Genomic DNA, 16,358 nt, shown 5'->3' with positions numbered 1-16,358 from the left:
CGCATGTCTGAAACCACCACCAACACCGCGGTAGCCACTGCATCACGCAGTGACCTCCGCAACGTCGCGATTGTGGCCCACGTTGACCACGGCAAGACCACCCTGGTCGACGCCATGCTCAAGCAGACCAACTCCTTTGCCGAGCACAACCACCTCGAAGACCGCGTGATGGACTCCGGTGACCTGGAGCGCGAAAAGGGCATCACCATCCTGGCCAAGAACACCACCGTGGCCTACAACGGTCCGTCCTCCAACGGCGAGACCATCACCATCAACGTCATCGACACCCCCGGCCACGCCGACTTCGGAGGCGAGGTGGAGCGCGGCCTGTCCATGGTTGACGGCGTTGTGCTGCTCGTCGACTCTTCCGAAGGTCCGCTGCCGCAGACCCGCTTTGTGCTGCGCAAGGCCCTCGCCGCGCACCTGCCGGTCATCCTCCTGGTCAACAAGACCGACCGCCCCGACGCCCGCATAGACGAAGTGGTGCACGAGTCCATGGACCTGCTCCTGGGCCTGGCATCCGACCTTGCCGATGAAGTGCCGGACCTGGACCTGGACAAGGTCCTCGAAGTACCCGTCGTCTACGCCGCAGCCAAGGTTGGCCGCGCCTCGCTGGAGCAGCCGGCCAACGGGTCCGCTCCCGATAACGAGGACCTGGAACCGCTGTTCAAGACGATCATTGAGCACATCCCGGCTCCCACTTACAACCCGGAAGGTGTCCTGCAGGCGCACGTCACCAACCTTGACGCCTCCCCGTTCCTGGGCCGCCTCGCCCTGCTGCGCATCTACAACGGCACCCTGCGCAAGGGCCAGCAGGTAGCCTGGGCCCGTGCCAACGGAGAGCTCAAGACCGTGAAGATCACCGAACTCCTCGCCACCAAGGCCCTGGACCGTGTTCCGGCTGATTCCGCCGGCCCCGGCGAGATCGTCGCCGTCGCCGGTATCGAGGACATCACCATCGGTGAAACCCTCACGGACGTCGAGAACCCGCAGCCGCTGCCGCTGATCACCGTGGATGATCCCGCGATCTCCATGACCATCGGTATCAACACCTCCCCGCTGGCCGGCAAGGTCAAGGGTGCCAAGGTCACCGCCCGCCAGGTGAAGGACCGCCTGGACAAGGAACTTATCGGTAACGTCTCCATCAAGGTGCTCCCCACCGAGCGCCCGGATGCCTGGGAAGTCCAGGGCCGCGGCGAGCTCGCCCTGGCCATCCTGGTGGAGCAGATGCGCCGCGAAGGCTTCGAGCTGACCGTGGGCAAGCCGCAGGTTGTCACCAAGACCATCGACGGCAAGATCCACGAGCCGATGGAGCACATGACCATTGACGTCCCCGAGGAATACCTCGGCGCCGTGACCCAGCTGATGGCAGCCCGCAAGGGCCGCATGACCAACATGGCCAACCACGGCACCGGTTGGTGCCGGATGGAATTCATCGTTCCGGCCCGCGGACTGATCGGCTTCCGCACCAAGTTCCTCACGGACACCCGTGGCGCCGGCATCGCAGCCTCCATCTCCGAGGGCTACGAGCCGTGGGCCGGCCCCATCGAGTACCGTACCAACGGCTCCATGGTTGCTGACCGCGCCGGCGTGGTGACTCCGTTCGCCATGATCAACCTGCAGGAACGCGGCTCCTTCTTCGTCAAGCCCACCTCCGAGGTGTACGAGGGCATGATCGTCGGCGAGAACTCCCGCGCCGATGACATGGACGTCAACATCACCAAGGAAAAGAAGCTCACCAATATGCGTGCTGCTTCCTCGGACACCTTTGAGAACCTGACGCCGCCGCGCGACCTCACCCTCGAAGAGTCGCTGGAATTCGCCCGCGAGGACGAGTGCGTCGAGGTGACCCCGGAAGCTATCCGCATCCGCAAGGTCATCCTGGACACCAACGAGCGCGCAAAGGCCACCCGGGCCCGCGCCAAGGCCTAGCCACACCGTAGTTTCCAAGAATGCCACCGGCCCCGTGCCGGTGGCATTCTTCGTTCCGTCCTGCGCAGTGAAACCCGGGCAGGGTGCGCAGGGACAGTCCCTGCGCACGGAACTCCGCTGTTGCGGCGCGGGCCGTTTTCCACATACCCGCTCCAGGCTCCTGTGGCAGCTCGTGGTAGCAGCCAGGATGCATTCATGCGAAGCATCACGGAAGCACTGACGGTCATGGGCGGAGTTGCAGGGTCAGAATCTCTGAGGCAAGCGGGTGTCTCCCGCCGGGCCATCGAAACCGGTGTTCTCGACGGCACTGTGCACAGGGTGGCGCGCGGCGTCTACGCCCTGCCCGACGCCGATCCCTTGCTTATCCACGCCGGGCGCCATCATGCGGTGCCCGGCTGCGTCACGGCGGCCTTGGCAGCGGGGCTGTGGTTGGTCAGGAATCCGGAGGCGCCGCACCTGGCCGCACGGCATGGCCGGCCAGTCAGCGGCTGCGTGGTCCATCGAAGCCAGGTTCCGTTGACCGCCCTGGACATGGTGTGCCAGGCACTCCGCTGTTTGGCACCGCTCGAAGGGCTGACCATCGCGGAATCTGCGGTTAAAAAGGGGCTGGTTCAGCTTCCGGAACTGCGGGAACGGTTTTCCTCGGCGCGGGAAAAGAGCGTTCGTGAACTTGTGGCACGAATCCGGCCCCAATCCGGATCGATCATCGAGACCATGGCCCGCTACCTGCTCGAAGAGGCCGGGCTCACAGTCGAACTGCAGGTGAACATTCCCGGGATGGGCCATCTGGACCTCCTTGTTGACGGCTTGCTCGGCGTTGAGGCGGACGGCTACGCGCATCACAGCAATCGGCGAGCGTACCGGGAGGACAGGCGGCGGTGGAACATTACCGTTGTCCGGGGCGTACCAACTCTCCGGGTGACCTTCGAAATGCTGCTCGGCGAGCCGCAGGAATTCGTAAAAATGGTGCACCTGGCCCTTGCCACGTATCGCCGTGCGCAGTGAAACCCCCGTTCGCCCCGCAGGGGCAGTCTCTGCTCAGTGAGGCCGGGCTTAGGCGCGCGGCTGGCGCCGCTCGGGCGCCGGAGGAACCTCCTTGGCTGCCACCACCCGCTCAAGGGGAATGACGACGTCGGCTTGCCGGGTGCGGACGGTGCACGCACCGCCGTCGCACGTCACCAGGTACCCCAGCGCGTCAGTGAGGCCGCCCTCGATGCGGTACCGCACCACCACCCGCGTTCCGGCGGTGGCGGCGGAGAGGAATCCGGCAGGGGTGGGGGGAGGCAGACTCACTACTTCATACTAAGTGGCTTCACACTAAGCCCCCGGCTAGGTTCGCGGTAACGGGCTGGGAGATAATAGGCTCAGTTGTCAGAGTCCGGCCAGGGTTGCCGGACGCAAGACCGGCGGGACGCCGGACCCAACGTGGAGAGGCCAGGGACGTGACGTACGTAATCGCGCAGCCGTGTGTAGATGTCAAGGACAAGGCATGTATTGAAGAGTGCCCGGTCGACTGCATCTATGAGGGTGAGCGTTCGCTGTACATCCATCCGGACGAGTGTGTCGACTGCGGCGCCTGCGAACCGGTATGCCCTGTCGAGGCCATTTACTACGAGGATGACACCCCGGACGAATGGGCCGACTACTACAAGGCCAACGTGGAGTTCTTCGACGACCTCGGGTCACCCGGCGGGGCCGCCAAGATCGGCAACACGGGCAAGGACCACCCCATGATCGCTGCACTGCCGCCGCAGAACCAAGACCACTGACGCAGAAAAGGTGACCGCAGCAGTGAATACGTTTGGCCTTGACCTGCCCGACTACCCGTGGGAGGCCATGGCGCCGTATGTCGCGAAGGCTTCGGAGCACCCCGGCGGCGCCGTTAATCTCTCGATCGGCACGCCGGTGGATCCCACGCCCGCCCTGATCCGGGATGCCCTGAAGGCTGCCGCGGACGCCCCCGGCTATCCCACGGTGCACGGGACACCTGCGCTGCGTGAAGCCATCGCCGGATGGTTCGAACGCCGCCGCGGTGTTGCCGGCCTTGACCCCCGGAACATCATGCCAACGGTCGGTTCCAAGGAACTCGTGGCGTGGCTGCCGCTGCTGCTGGGCCTGAAGCCAGGCGACGTCGTCGTACGCCCCAAGGTTGCCTACCCCACGTACGACATCGGCGCCACGCTCGCCGGTGTCACCTCCGAGGCCACGGACAACCTGGACGAGCTCGACGACGCCACACGGGAGCGTGTCCGCCTGATCTGGGTCAATTCCCCCGGAAACCCCACGGGCAGCGTCCGCGGCGTGGAATCCCTGAAGGCCCTTGTGGAGCAGGCCCGGGAACTGGGCGCGGTTGTGGCCTCGGACGAATGCTATGCGGAGCTGGGCTGGGGCGACTGGGACGTCCAGCGCGGCGGCCAGGCTGTCCCGAGCATCCTGGACCCCCGGGTGGCCGGCGGATCCCACCAGGGCTTGCTCGCCGTCTACTCATTGAGCAAGCAGTCCAACGTGGCAGGGTACCGGGCAGCGTTTGTGGCCGGCGATCCTGGCCTGATGCCCAACCTCGTCAACAGCCGCAAGCATGCGGGCATGATCGTCCCCTATCCGGTGCAGGAGGCCATGCGCGTGGCACTGGGCGACGACGCGCATGTGGAGGCCCAGAAGGACCTGTACCGGGGCCGCCGTGAGCGGCTGCTTCCAGCGCTGCAGGGCTTCGGCCTGGAGATCAAGGAATCCGACGCCGGCCTGTACCTTTGGTCGACGGCAGGGGAGAGCACTTGGGATACCGTGGCGCGGCTCGCCGAGCGCGGCATCGTGGTGGGCCCGGGCGTCTTCTACGGCGAGGCCGGCAACGGCTACGTCCGGGTTGCCCTCACCGGAACCGACGAACGGATCGACGCCGCCGTCTCCCGGCTCGCTGCCCCGTAGCTTGTGGGTGCCAGTCGCCTCGGCTCGCCGTAACAATACTGTGACTCGCGCCACATCTGCTCCGTTTTAGCCTATTTTCGGAGGTCGCGGATTAGTGGCACCTGCCAAGGAGCGGGTACTTTTTAAGTGACTATCAATGGTGGCTTTCTACAAGAAGGCAGCCCGGGTGTTGGAACCTGTGTTCTCAGGCTTCGTGCGCGGCTCACCTGATGTTGGATCAAGCTTTCGACAGAGGCCCAGACGCCTCATGAAGGGGACTCCATGACTGAGACCAACAATGCCGCGACCCTGCTCCACTCGGGAGGCGAGCTCAAGCTGCCGCGCATCCAGGTCGTTGAAGGAAACGAAGGCTACGACGTTTCCAAGCTGCTGAAGCAGACGGGCGCAGTCACCTTTGACCCGGGCTTCATGAACACAGCAGCCACAACTTCGGCTATCACCTACATCGACGGTGACGCCGGCATCCTGCGCTACCGCGGATACCCCATCGAACAGCTGGCGCAGCACTCCAGCTTCCTCGAGGTGTCCTACCTGCTGATCTACGGCAACCTGCCCACTCCCACGGAGCTGGAGGAATTCGACCAGAAGATCCGCCGGCACACCCTGCTGCACGAGGAGCTCAAGGGCTTCTTCGGCGGCTTCCCGCGCGACGCGCACCCCATGCCTGTCCTGTCCTCTGCCGTGTCGGCGCTGTCCACCTTCTACCAGGACTCGCTGGATCCGTTCAACGCCGAGCAGGTGGAAGTTTCCACCATCCGCCTCATGGCCAAGCTCCCGGTCATTGCGGCCTACGCCCACAAGAAGTCCATTGGCCAGCCCATGCTGTACCCGGACAACTCCCACAACCTCGTGGAGAACTTCCTGCGGCTCAGCTTCGGGCTTCCGGCTGAGCAGTACGAGGTGGACCCGATCGTGGCAAAGGCACTGGACCTGCTCCTGATCCTGCACGCCGACCACGAGCAGAACTGCTCCACCTCCACCGTGCGCCTGGTGGGCTCTTCGAACGCCAACCTGTTCGCATCCGTCTCCGCAGGGATCAACGCCCTCTTCGGGCCGGCCCACGGCGGCGCCAACGAGGCCGTGCTGAAGATGCTCCGCCAGATCCAGGCCGAGGGCACGAAGCCCGAGGACTACATGGAGAAGGTCAAGAACAAGGAAGACGGAGTCCGCCTCATGGGCTTCGGACACCGCGTCTACAAGAACTACGACCCCCGGGCGAAGATCGTCAAGGCCACGGCCCACGAGATCCTCACCAAGCTCGGCGGCAACGACGAACTGCTGGACATCGCGCTGCGCCTGGAAGAGAAGGCGCTCAACGATGATTACTTCATTCAGCGCAAGCTCTACCCGAACGTCGACTTCTACACCGGCCTCATCTACAAGGCCATGGGCTTCCCGGAGAAGATGTTCACGGTGCTCTTCGCCATCGGCCGCCTCCCCGGCTGGATTGCCCAGTGGCGCGAGATGATCAGCGACCCGAACACCAAGATCGGCCGCCCCCGCCAGCTCTACATCGGCGAGCCCGAGCGGGACTACCCCGCCCGCTGATCCCCACCGGCTTTCAAGGCTGGAAGGCCCGGTCCGGGCCCCTCGCCGGCGTGGCCATACGACGACGGCCGCCCACCTTTTCGAAGGTGGGCGGCCGTTTTCGTGTTGGCGGGCTAGGAGTTGTAGCCGTTGGGGTTGTTCTTTTGCCAGCGCCAGTGGTCCTCGCACATCTGGTCGATGGTTTTAGTGGTGGACCAGCTAAGGTCGGCGAGGGCTGACGTGGCGTCGGCCCAGAACGCGGGCAAATCGCCGGCCCGGCGGGCCGTGATTTCGTAGGGGATGGGTTTGCCGACCGCTTTTTCGAAGGAGTGCAGGACTTCCAGGACGGAAGAGCCGGTACCCGAGCCGAGATTCCAGCGGAACACCCCGGTGCGGTCCGCGATGTGGTTCAGCGCGGCGAGGTGGCCTTCGGCGAGGTCGGTGACGTGGATGTAGTCCCGGAGGCAGGTTCCGTCGGGGGTGTCGTAGTCGCCGCCGAAGACCATCAGCTTTTCCCGCCGGCCCACGGCCACCTGGGCGATGAAGGGGACGAGGTTGTTGGGGATGCCCTGCGGGTCTTCGCCGATCCGGCCCGAGGGGTGGGCGCCCACCGGGTTGAAGTAGCGCAGCAGGGCGATGTGCCACCGGGGGTCTGCTGAGCCAAGGTCCGAGAGGATGTCCTCGATCTGCTCCTTGGTCCGGCCGTAGGGGTTGTTGGCGCCGATTTCCATCTTCTCCACGTAGGGGATGGGGTTGTGCTCGCCGTAAACGGTTGCGGAGGAGCTGAAGACAATGGAGCGGACGTCGTTCCGGTCCATTGCGCGGATCAGGTTCAGGGTACCCACGAGGTTGTTGTAGTAGTACTTCAGCGGTTCCTGGACTGATTCGCCCACAGCTTTGAGCCCGGCGAAGTGGATGACGGCGTCGACTTCGTTTTCTGCGAAAACGCGTTCGACGGCGGCTTCGTCCACCAGGTCCACGTGGTGGAACTGGGCTGTTTTCCCCGTGAGCTCGGCGACCCGGCGGAGGGACTCCTCGCTGGAGTTGACCAGGTTGTCGATTACCAGCACGTCGTGGCCGGCCTCCTGCAGGGACAAAACAGTGTGGGAACCGATGTACCCGGTACCCCCTGTAACCAAAATTTTCATGCTCCCAACGCTATCCCAACTGTTGCCCGTCCCGCCGGTGCCGCCCGGATCCCGGACCGGAATGACGGCGCTTCCCGGACGCAATGCCAGGCGAGCGATGCGATTGAGCGCAGGTGTGCTAAATAAGAGGGGTGCCTAAAATTGTTCATGCCGGAGCCCGGCGGCAGGAAGTGGTGGAAGCGGTCTGGCGGATCATCGCCGTCGACGGACTGGAACAGGCCTCGCTGCGGGAAGTGGCTGACGAAGCAGGGCTCGCTGTCGGTTCCGTGCGGCACTACTTCGCCGGCAGTGAGGAACTGCTCACCTTCTCCTTCGCTACGGTTGTGGACAGTATCGTGGCCCGCCTGGACCGGGCGCTGAAGGAACTGCAGGGGCACCCGCCGGAAAGTCCGGAAGGACGGGAGGCTGTTTTAACACTGTTGGGTGAACTCTTGCCGCTGGACGAACAGCGGGCCGTGGAGGCCTGTGCCTGGATGGCGTTCCGCAACGCGGCCAGGATCAGGCCGTTCCTGGCAGCGGAGGCGGACCGCAGCCACCGGGAGGTGGCGGCCGTTATGGGCCGGGTGATCACAACGCTGGTCCCGGCGGATGAACCCGAGGAAGCGCTGGTGGTCGAGGCGGAGAGACTTCTCGCCACCCTGGACGGCCTGTGCATGCATGCACTCCTTCAGCCGGCCTGGATGACAGCACGGATGTGCACCGATGTCCTGGACCGCCACCTCGACGGTTTGGCGGGGTGAATTTCGTTAACGTCCGCAGCACGGGGGAATAGACTGATAGCCGGGGGCGTAAACCGGATCACAAGACTCGGCAGGAGCGCGCCAGGGAAGGACCTCGGATGCAGCAAAAGACAGGTTCCGGGTGGCAGATCACCACCGACACTTCCGGACCCATGATGATCGCCCTGTATATCCGTGATGCCGCCGGACTCGACGGCGCGGGCCGTCCGGCACTTTCCCATGCAGCACCCAAAATCCATCCTGCAGACCATTCCCACCTCACCGCCGATGTTGGCGGTTTGAGCGTACTCAAGACCGAGTGGGAGGCATGGTGGGAACAGTTGCTGAAGGCATACCCGCAGACGTCGCCGGAACTGTCTCCGCCCGAGTTCGCTGCCTTCGGAAATTCCCCCGCCCTGCAGCGGGTACTTCAGGCACACTTTGGCTCGGCGCTCACCTGGGCGCGGGAGCGCCGGAGCGAGTACGCCGAACTCGAAGCTGAGCGCGCTGCCAGCGGTGCGGACCAATTGCTGGAGGAACTGGTGGACGACCGGCTGATGGAGGTGGGACGCGATGCACGCGATTTCAAGCTCACCATCATCGAACTGCCCCTGAATGAGCAACGGGCCTGGTACCTCGAACCGGACAAGATCATCATGAGCCACCAGCTGATGGGCCAGCCGGAGCTGTTCCGCAGCTATGTCCAGCCTGTGGTGGAAATCCTCGTCTAGAACTACCCGTCCCTGGGACAGGGCAGGACCTGGCCTCAGGTGTCGATCGGTGACACTGTGATCCGCACCTGGCCATCCGGCGCCGTCGATTCCTGCCAGCCGTCCCGCCCGGTGCGGGTCCAGCTTCGCCCCGCAACCTCTACCCGTGTGACGTCCAGCGTCTTGGCGTTGGCTACAGCCCACTGGGCCACTGACCACGCTTGGGTTCCGTTTGCTTCCACTACCAGCGTCTGGCTGTCAACGGCCGAACCCGGGAGGCCGTACGCCTGCACAAGCTGGTCAGAGACGGCGGCCGGATCACCGGCGGCACCTGCCGCGCGGAGCGTGCATTGAACAGCTTCGGGTGTCTGCCCGGAGAGCCCGGAAGCAAAAAAGCGTCCCATTTGCTCGTGCTGGGCATAGGCGGTGGGGAAGGCAGAGCGCTGTACCCGCTGCGCCGCTTCCGTAATCTCCATGGACTCGTAGCCGGGGATCTTGACCAGTGCGTTGTAAAAGGCGTTGGTGGCGTAGAAGGGATCCATGATCTGTTCTTCGGTTCCCCAGCCCTGTGAAGGACGCTGCTGGAACAGCCCGCGCGAGTCCGGGCCGGCCTGGTCCCCATGCTCGATGTTGCGGAGCTTGGACTCCTGCATGGCCGTGGCCAAAGCTATGGTCGCGGCCCGGGGCGGAAGCCCGCGCTGGACTGCCACGGCAGTGATGAGCGAAGCGTAGACGGCCTGGTCGGGTGCAAGTTCAGCCGACTGGCCATTAACGACGGCGGTGCAGCGCTCCGAGACAAGGGTCTCGGAGCGCTGCACAAAAAACACTGCCGCATAGACGCCGCCGGCCACGAGTGCAAGCGTCAGCAGCAGCACCAGGAGGCGGCGCAGGCCGCGTCTTCGTGCCATGCAGGATCAGTTGGCGTGCAGGGCGTCGTTCAGTTCCACGGTCTGTCCGGCACGGGGAAGGACCTCCACTGCGCCGTTGGTGGAGTTCCGGCGGAACAGCAGGTTGGGCACACCCGAGAGTTCTGCGGCCTTGACGATCTTGGTGGTGTCCTCGCCCACCTCGTCCTTGGGGCCCGGCACGCGCACACGGGTTCCCGCCGTCACGTACAGGCCGGCTTCCACCACTGAATCGTCGCCGATGCTGATGCCTACACCGGAGTTGGCGCCGAGCAGGACCCGCTCACCGATGGTGATCTTCTCTTTGCCGCCGCCGGACAGGGTGCCCATGATGGAAGCGCCGCCGCCCACATCGCTGCCGTCACCGGTCACCACGCCGGCAGAAATCCGTCCCTCCACCATGGAGGTACCCAGGGTTCCTGCGTTGAAGTTCACGAAGCCTTCGTGCATCACGGTGGTGCCTTCGGCCAGGTGTGCACCCAGGCGGACCCGGTCGGCGTCGGCAATCCTGACGCCTGTGGGCACAACGTAGTCCACCATCCGCGGGAACTTGTCGATGCCGTAAACGGTCACGGCGCCGCGGCGCCGGAGGCGGGCGCGGGTCAGTTCGAAGCCCTCTACGGCTGCGGGACCGAAGTTGGTCCACACGACGTTGGGCAGCTTGCCGAAAATGCCGTCGAGGTTGATGGTGTTGGGCCGGACCAGGCGGTGCGAGAGCAGGTGCAGGCGCAGGTAGGCGTCAGCGGTGTCGGCCGGTGCCTCATCCAGGTTGATCTGGACAAAAACCACCTTCTGTTCGGTCCCGCGGTCCTCGTCCGTGCCGGATTCGGCGATGCGGGTGAGTGCCTCGTCCGCGTTTTCCGCTGAGCGCAGGTGTTCGGCGGCGACGCCCAGTGCCGGTGCCGGGAACCAGACGTCCAGCACGGTGGCGTCACCGTTGCCGGAGGCGATGGTGGCTACTCCGAAGCCGTAGGCGGAGCGTTCTTCGACGGAATCGGTTTGGGTTTCGGGCACAGCGGAGGAAGCAGTCTCAGTCATTGCCCTAGTCTATCGACGGGCGGGGACCTGCTCCGAACTAGACTGGCTTCGTGACTGCCGAAACCGCCCCGGAATCTTCCCTCCTCCCCCTTGACCTCCGCCAGGACGTCGCGCTCCTGACCGCTGCCATCATGGACATCAACAGCGTGTCCGGCAACGAAACGGAACTTGCCGACGTCGTCGAAGCCGCCCTCCGCACCATCCCGGAACTGCACATCGTCCGGGACGGCGACGCCATCATTGCCCGCACCGAACTGGGCAATCCCGAACGGGTCATCCTGGCAGGACACCTGGACACCGTCCCGCTGCCTCTGGCCGAGGGATCCCAGGGGACTGTTCCGTCCAGCTGGGAGTCCGGTGTTCCCGGGGAGGGTGTCCTGTACGGCCGGGGCGCCACCGACATGAAGGGCGGCGTCGCCGTGCAGCTCGCCCTCGCGGCCACAATGTTCGACGGCGGGGCGTCGCCCCAGCGCGACATCACCTTTGTTTTCTACGACCATGAGGAAGTAGAGGCCGTGAAGAGCGGCCTGGGCCGGCTGGTCCGCAACCACGGCGACCTGCTCAAGGGCGACTTCGCCATCCTGCTCGAACCCACGCACGGCACGGTGGAGGGCGGGTGCAACGGCACGAGCCGGTTCGAAGCAACAACGGTGGGGGAGTCTGCCCATTCCGCCCGCGCCTGGATGGGCAGCAATGCCATCCACGCGGCGGCGCCGATCCTGGCCAGGCTGGCTGCCTACGAACCCCTGACCGTCAACGTGGACGGCCTGGACTACCGCGAAAGCCTGAACGCGGTGCGGATTAACGGTGGAACTGCCGGCAATGTTATCCCGGACCGGTGCGTGGTGGAGATCAATTACCGCTTCGCCCCGGACAAGACGCCGGACCAGGCCGAGGCCGTGGTGCGCGAACTGCTTGAAGGGTTTGACGTTGTCCGCACCGACGCTGCGGCCGGGGCCCGCCCCGGACTCCAGCACCCCGCAGCCGCTTCCTTCGTGGCCGCCGTGGGAGCAGAGCCGAAGCCCAAATACGGTTGGACCGACGTCGCGCGCTTCAGTGAGTTGGGAATCCCCGCGGTGAACTTCGGGCCCGGTGATCCACTTCTGGCGCATAAGGACAACGAGCACGTGGATGCGGACGCCATCCGGAAGTGTTTGCAGGCGCTGCAGGACTGGCTGGCAGGCTGACGCTCACGGGCTTTAAACGGCGATGGCCCGGACCGCTGAACCCCAAAGGGTGCGGTCCGGGCCATTGCTGTTCGGCCAGTTAGGGAACCGGGGCCTCGGCCTTTTCGGTTTCGGCCTTGGCCACCCCGCCTGCCGCCTTCTTGGAGCCGCGGCGTTCGATCCACACCGCGATGCGGGAAACGGCAATGTTGATGGCGATGTAGATCGCTGCCGCCACAAAGAAGATGGGGAACAGGAACTGGGTGCCCAGGAAGTCCGCCATCACCTGCACGGCGCGCAGGAGCTCGCCGTACGCCACGATGTAACCCAGCGAGGTGTCCTTGAGGAGCACCACCATCTGCGCCACCAGTGAAGGCATCATGCGCCGGATTGCCTGCGGCAGTTCGATCAGCATGCGGGACTTGAAGCTGGTGAGGCCAATGGCCAGGCCCGCTTCGCGCTGGCCCTTGGGCAACGACTGGATGCCGGCACGGATGATCTCGGCGAACACTGCCGAGTTGTAGAGCACCAGGCCGGTCACGACGGCGATGAACGGCGAAGTGCCAAAGCCCAGCAGGACGAACAGCATCATCAGGACCACGGGCATGCCGCGGAGGAATTCCAGCACTACCCGCGTGGGAATGCGGATGAACGCGGCATCGGAGATGCGCAGCAGGCAGAGCGCAAGTCCCAGCGGGAAGGCGATCACGGCGGCCAGGGCAGCGGCGCTGAGGGTTGCGCCCAGGCCGTTGCCCAGCAACATCCAGACGTCGCCCCGGGTAAAGATCTGCCACCGCCGGCCCTCAAAAATGCCCTGCTGGGCGAGGGTCATGATGATCCAGGCGAGCAGGCCCAGGATCAGCAGTGAACCGACTATGGAACCGATCAGGGATATGCGCCGGGCCTTGGGGCCGGGAACATCGTAGAGTACCGAGCTCATCGGGCAATCGCCACCTTTCGTTCCACCGTGCTGGCCAGGATGCCCAGCGGAACGGTGAGGAGCAGATAGAAGAACGCAACGCCCAGCAGGACGGGGATCACGGCGTCACCATTGGCGTTGGCCAGCTGCCGGCCGTAGCCGAACAATTCGAGGACGAAGAACGCGCCAGCCACGGAGGAGTTCTTTACCAGGGCGATCAGGATGTTGATCAGCGGCGGGATCACCGTCCGCAGGGCCTGCGGGAGGATGATGAGGTTCAGGACCTGCCCGAAGTTCATGCCGATACTGCGGGCGGCTTCGGCCTGGCCCACGGGAACGCTGTTGACACCTGAGCGGACAGCTTCGGCGATGAACGCTGCGGTGTAGGTACTAAGGGCAATGATTGCCGCTACTTCGAACTGCTCGAACTTCACTCCGAGCCGGGGGAGGACAATGGCTGCGAAGAAGAAGGCGATGGTCAGCGGGGTGTTCCGGAGAACTTCAACGTAGACAGTGCTGAAACCGCGGAGTGCTGCAACAGGGGAAACTCTCGCTGCCGCAAGCAGGGTGCCAAGCACCAGCGCGATCACCCCGGAAACGACGGAAAGGAAAAGTGTGCGGAGAAAACCGTTCCAGTACAGGGGCAGGTTTTCAAGAATGACGTCCATTGGATCCTTTGGCTGTGGGCGTGGACGGGGCGAAGGCGGCGGTTGTCGGGGCCCCGAGGGGCCCCGACAACCGCTGGCGTTACCTAGTAACGGTTGAGTTCGGGCAGATCAGGGGCAGTCTTGATGACTGAACCTGCGGTAGCTTCCCAGGCCTTCTTGTAGGAGCCGTCCTTCTCGAATGCCTCCAGCTGGTCGTTGATCCAGTTCCGGAACTCGGTGTCGCCCTTCTTCAGGCCGATGCCGTAGGGCTCCTTGGTGAAGGTCTCGTCCGAGGCGAGCTTGAAGGCGTCCGGTTCCTTGTCCACGAAGCCGGCGAGGATCACGTTGTCCGTGGTGACCGCTTCAACCTGCTTGTTGCGCAGCGGTTCCAGGCAGGCGGAGTAGGTGGCGGCGGGAACGAGCTCTGCACCGTACTTGTCCACGATGGTCGCAGCCGGGGTGGAACCCGTAACGGAGCAGACCTTCTTGCCCTTGACGTCTTCGGGCTTCTTGATGGAGTCGTTGTCCTTGTTCACCATCAGTGCCTGGCCGGCTTCGTAGTACGGGCCGGCGAAATCGACCACCTGCTTGCGCTTGTCGTTGATGGTGTAGGTGGCGATGACCAGGTCAACCTTGCCCTGTTCGATGAACGGTTCACGGTTGGCTGAGACGGTCTCGGACCACTCGATCTTGTCAGCCGGGATGCCCAGCTTGGCGGCGATCAGCTTGCCGATTTCAACGTCGAAGCCGACAGGCTTGCCGTCCAGGCCAACCTGGCCGAAGAGCGGCTGGTCGTACTTGGTGCCGATCTTGATGGTGCCGGCGGTGGAGAGCTTTTCCATCGTGGTGCCGGCGGCGAAAGAGGGCTTCTCGACCGGGCTGGGGTTGCTGGACGATCCGGCGTCACCTCCGCCGCAGGCGCTCAGGGAGAGGGCGAGGGCAGCGGTGGCCGCCACGACGAATGACTTCCGCCGGGTCAAAAATGCCTTCATGACATTCCTTTCATTGGTGGCCGTGGGTCACGGCCTGGGTGCGAACTGGGAGTGTTTGTTCGTAGGTGATTCAGTGGGTGAGGAGCTTGGAGAGGAAATCCTTGGCGCGATCGCTCTTGGGATTGGTGAAGAACTCCTCGGGGGTGGCGTCCTCGACGATCTGGCCGTCCGCCATAAAGACAACGCGGTCCGCGGCCTTGCGGGCGAAGCCCATTTCGTGGGTGACCACAATCATGGTCATGCCCTCCTTGGCAAGCTGGACCATAACGTCCAGGACCTCGTTGATCATTTCGGGGTCCAGCGCCGAGGTGGGCTCGTCGAACAGCATCACCTTGGGTTTCATGGCAAGGGCGCGGGCAATGGCAACGCGCTGCTGCTGGCCGCCGGACAGCTGCGCCGGCAGCTTGGGGGCCTGGTGTCCCACGCCGACGCGTTCAAGGAGCGCCATGGCGTCCTTGTCCGCAGCCGCCTTCGCGACACCCTTGACCTTGATGGGGCCCAGGGTGACGTTTTCGAGGATGGTCTTGTGCGCGAAGAGGTTGAACGACTGAAAGACCATCCCGACGTCGGCGCGGAGCTGCGCGAGTTCCTTGCCTTCCTCGGGAAGGACCTTTCCATCGATGCTGATGGTGCCGCCTTCGATGGTTTCAAGACGGTTGATGGCGCGGCACAAGGTGGACTTACCGGAACCCGAAGGCCCGATGACCACAACAACCTCGCCCTTGCGGACCTGCAGATTGATGTCCTTCAGAACGTGCAGCTGGCCGTAATGCTTATTTACGGCGTTCAGGGAGACGAGGGCATCGCCGGGCACATGAGTAGTCATAGGAAGAATCTAGCGAACAACGGCCGCTTATGACGGGAATCACCCCAGGTTCCTGCGGATCGTGATTCAAGAGATACCTCGCACCGGCAGGTTAGCCTAGGGGAATGAGCATCAACGCAGATCCCGCCAAAAACGCCCAGCCGCGCCGTAAGGGGCCCCTTGAGCTTCGCCGCAAACAGGCGGCAGTGGAAATGTCGGACCAGCATCTGCTTGATACCAAAGGGCCCGGGCAGTTTGTGCACACCGATCCGTGGCGGGTCATGAGGATCCAAAGCGAGTTCGTGGAGGGCTTCGGGGCACTGGCCGACCTCGGTCCCGCGGTGAGCGTCTTCGGTTCTGCCCGGACAAAACCCGGCAGCCCCTATTACGAGATGGGCGTCCAGGTGGGCCGGAAGCTGGCCGAAGCCGGCGTTGCAGTGATTACCGGAGGCGGCCCCGGCTCCATGGAAGCGGCCAACCGCGGCACCGTTGAAGGCAATGGCGTGTCCGTGGGTCTGGGCATCGAGCTGCCATTTGAGCAGGGCCTGAACCAGTGGGTGGACCTGGGCATCAACTTCCGGTACTTCTTTGCCCGCAAAACGATGTTCGTGAAGTACGCCCAGGGATTCATCGTGCTGCCCGGTGGCCTGGGCACCCTGGATGAACTCTTCGAGGCCATGGTCCTGGTGCAGACCCGCAAGGTGACTTCCTTCCCGATTGTGCTGCTCGGGGTGGACTTCTGGGGTCCCATGATCGAGTGGATCAAGGGAACCCTGGTGGCTGAGGGCATGGTCTCCGCGAAGGACCTGGACCTGATCCAGGTGGTGGATGACCCGGCGGAAGCGGTGGACCGCGTGCTCCATGTGGCAATCACCCCTTCACTGAACGGCGAGCAGCGCCCGGAGTAGCCGCGGCCGCCAGGTCT

17 protein-coding genes are annotated in these 16,358 nt (G+C 64.3%); 9 read left to right on the top strand and 8 right to left on the bottom strand.

The annotated features are described in order from the left end of the window. Positions 1-3: 3 nt before the first annotated feature. Both typA and AC5RVY_RS00670 read left to right on the top strand, forming a co-directional pair. Positions 4-1,932: a translational GTPase TypA gene (gene typA, locus AC5RVY_RS00675; RefSeq protein ID WP_493952799.1), complete on the top strand. Its 1,929-nt coding sequence runs from the start codon at positions 4-6 to the stop codon at positions 1,930-1,932. A gap of 195 nt (positions 1,933-2,127) precedes the next feature. Further along, the gene (locus tag AC5RVY_RS00670; RefSeq protein WP_493952798.1) at positions 2,128-2,937 is read left to right on the top strand and encodes a type IV toxin-antitoxin system AbiEi family antitoxin domain-containing protein; all 810 of its coding nucleotides are present in this window, start codon (positions 2,128-2,130) and stop codon (positions 2,935-2,937) included. 48 nt (positions 2,938-2,985) lie between these two features. On the opposite strand, the gene AC5RVY_RS00665 is transcribed toward AC5RVY_RS00670, so the two are convergent. Continuing rightward, positions 2,986-3,225 (bottom strand): putative acetyltransferase, encoded by a 240-nt coding sequence (locus tag AC5RVY_RS00665; RefSeq protein WP_493952797.1) that lies wholly within the window; start codon positions 3,223-3,225, stop codon positions 2,986-2,988. A 149-nt stretch (positions 3,226-3,374) separates the two neighbouring features. On the opposite strand from AC5RVY_RS00665, the gene fdxA reads away from it, so the two are divergent. The 3 genes from fdxA to AC5RVY_RS00650 all read left to right on the top strand — a co-directional run bounded on the left by fdxA (position 3,375) and on the right by AC5RVY_RS00650 (position 6,405). Then, entirely contained in the window at positions 3,375-3,701 is a 327-nt protein-coding gene (fdxA, locus tag AC5RVY_RS00660) for a ferredoxin (RefSeq protein ID WP_009356972.1), read from the top strand. 10 nt (positions 3,702-3,711) lie between these two features. Next, entirely contained in the window at positions 3,712-4,857 is a 1,146-nt protein-coding gene (dapC, locus tag AC5RVY_RS00655) for a succinyldiaminopimelate transaminase (RefSeq protein WP_493952796.1), read from the top strand. 261 nt (positions 4,858-5,118) lie between these two features. Beyond that, entirely contained in the window at positions 5,119-6,405 is a 1,287-nt protein-coding gene (locus AC5RVY_RS00650; RefSeq protein ID WP_493952795.1) for a citrate synthase, read from the top strand. Positions 6,406-6,518: 113 nt separating this feature from the next. Here AC5RVY_RS00650 and galE read toward each other — a convergent pair whose 3' ends face one another. Next, entirely contained in the window at positions 6,519-7,532 is a 1,014-nt protein-coding gene (gene galE, locus AC5RVY_RS00645; protein ID WP_493952794.1) for a UDP-glucose 4-epimerase GalE, read from the bottom strand. Between the two features lie 131 nt (positions 7,533-7,663). On the opposite strand from galE, the gene AC5RVY_RS00640 reads away from it, so the two are divergent. Continuing rightward, entirely contained in the window at positions 7,664-8,272 is a 609-nt protein-coding gene (locus AC5RVY_RS00640) for a TetR/AcrR family transcriptional regulator (RefSeq protein WP_493952793.1), read from the top strand. A 98-nt stretch (positions 8,273-8,370) separates the two neighbouring features. Continuing rightward, positions 8,371-8,982, top strand: coding sequence for a hypothetical protein (locus AC5RVY_RS00635; protein WP_493952792.1), 612 nt, complete (start codon positions 8,371-8,373; stop codon positions 8,980-8,982). 35 nt (positions 8,983-9,017) lie between these two features. On the opposite strand, the gene AC5RVY_RS00630 is transcribed toward AC5RVY_RS00635, so the two are convergent. Then, the gene (locus tag AC5RVY_RS00630) at positions 9,018-9,869 is read right to left on the bottom strand and encodes a transglycosylase SLT domain-containing protein (RefSeq protein ID WP_493952791.1); all 852 of its coding nucleotides are present in this window, start codon (positions 9,867-9,869) and stop codon (positions 9,018-9,020) included. A gap of 6 nt (positions 9,870-9,875) precedes the next feature. Continuing rightward, positions 9,876-10,904: a 2,3,4,5-tetrahydropyridine-2,6-dicarboxylate N-succinyltransferase gene (dapD, locus tag AC5RVY_RS00625; protein ID WP_493952790.1), complete on the bottom strand. Its 1,029-nt coding sequence runs from the start codon at positions 10,902-10,904 to the stop codon at positions 9,876-9,878. 50 nt (positions 10,905-10,954) lie between these two features. On the opposite strand from dapD, the gene dapE reads away from it, so the two are divergent. Beyond that, the gene (dapE, locus tag AC5RVY_RS00620; RefSeq protein WP_493952789.1) at positions 10,955-12,091 is read left to right on the top strand and encodes a succinyl-diaminopimelate desuccinylase; all 1,137 of its coding nucleotides are present in this window, start codon (positions 10,955-10,957) and stop codon (positions 12,089-12,091) included. Positions 12,092-12,170: 79 nt separating this feature from the next. Here the strand turns inward: dapE and AC5RVY_RS00615 are convergent, their stop codons facing one another. The 4 genes from AC5RVY_RS00615 to AC5RVY_RS00600 form a co-directional block, all read right to left on the bottom strand. Next, positions 12,171-13,010: an amino acid ABC transporter permease gene (locus AC5RVY_RS00615; protein ID WP_493952788.1), complete on the bottom strand. Its 840-nt coding sequence runs from the start codon at positions 13,008-13,010 to the stop codon at positions 12,171-12,173. Then, the gene (locus AC5RVY_RS00610) at positions 13,007-13,657 is read right to left on the bottom strand and encodes an amino acid ABC transporter permease (RefSeq protein WP_493952787.1); all 651 of its coding nucleotides are present in this window, start codon (positions 13,655-13,657) and stop codon (positions 13,007-13,009) included. The genes AC5RVY_RS00615 and AC5RVY_RS00610 overlap by 4 nt, the downstream gene beginning before the upstream one ends. 83 nt (positions 13,658-13,740) lie before the next feature. Next, positions 13,741-14,628: a glutamate ABC transporter substrate-binding protein gene (locus AC5RVY_RS00605; RefSeq protein ID WP_493952786.1), complete on the bottom strand. Its 888-nt coding sequence runs from the start codon at positions 14,626-14,628 to the stop codon at positions 13,741-13,743. Between the two features lie 70 nt (positions 14,629-14,698). Continuing rightward, positions 14,699-15,454: an amino acid ABC transporter ATP-binding protein gene (locus tag AC5RVY_RS00600; RefSeq protein ID WP_159826779.1), complete on the bottom strand. Its 756-nt coding sequence runs from the start codon at positions 15,452-15,454 to the stop codon at positions 14,699-14,701. 104 nt (positions 15,455-15,558) lie between these two features. On the opposite strand from AC5RVY_RS00600, the gene AC5RVY_RS00595 reads away from it, so the two are divergent. Then, positions 15,559-16,341, top strand: coding sequence for an LOG family protein (locus AC5RVY_RS00595; protein ID WP_493952785.1), 783 nt, complete (start codon positions 15,559-15,561; stop codon positions 16,339-16,341). The last annotated feature ends 17 nt before the right edge of the window (positions 16,342-16,358 follow it).

Source organism: Arthrobacter sp. Ha26 (assembly GCF_059091705.1).
The sequence above is the reverse complement of the archived record's forward strand: the minus strand, read 5'-3'. Positions and strand labels throughout refer to the sequence as shown.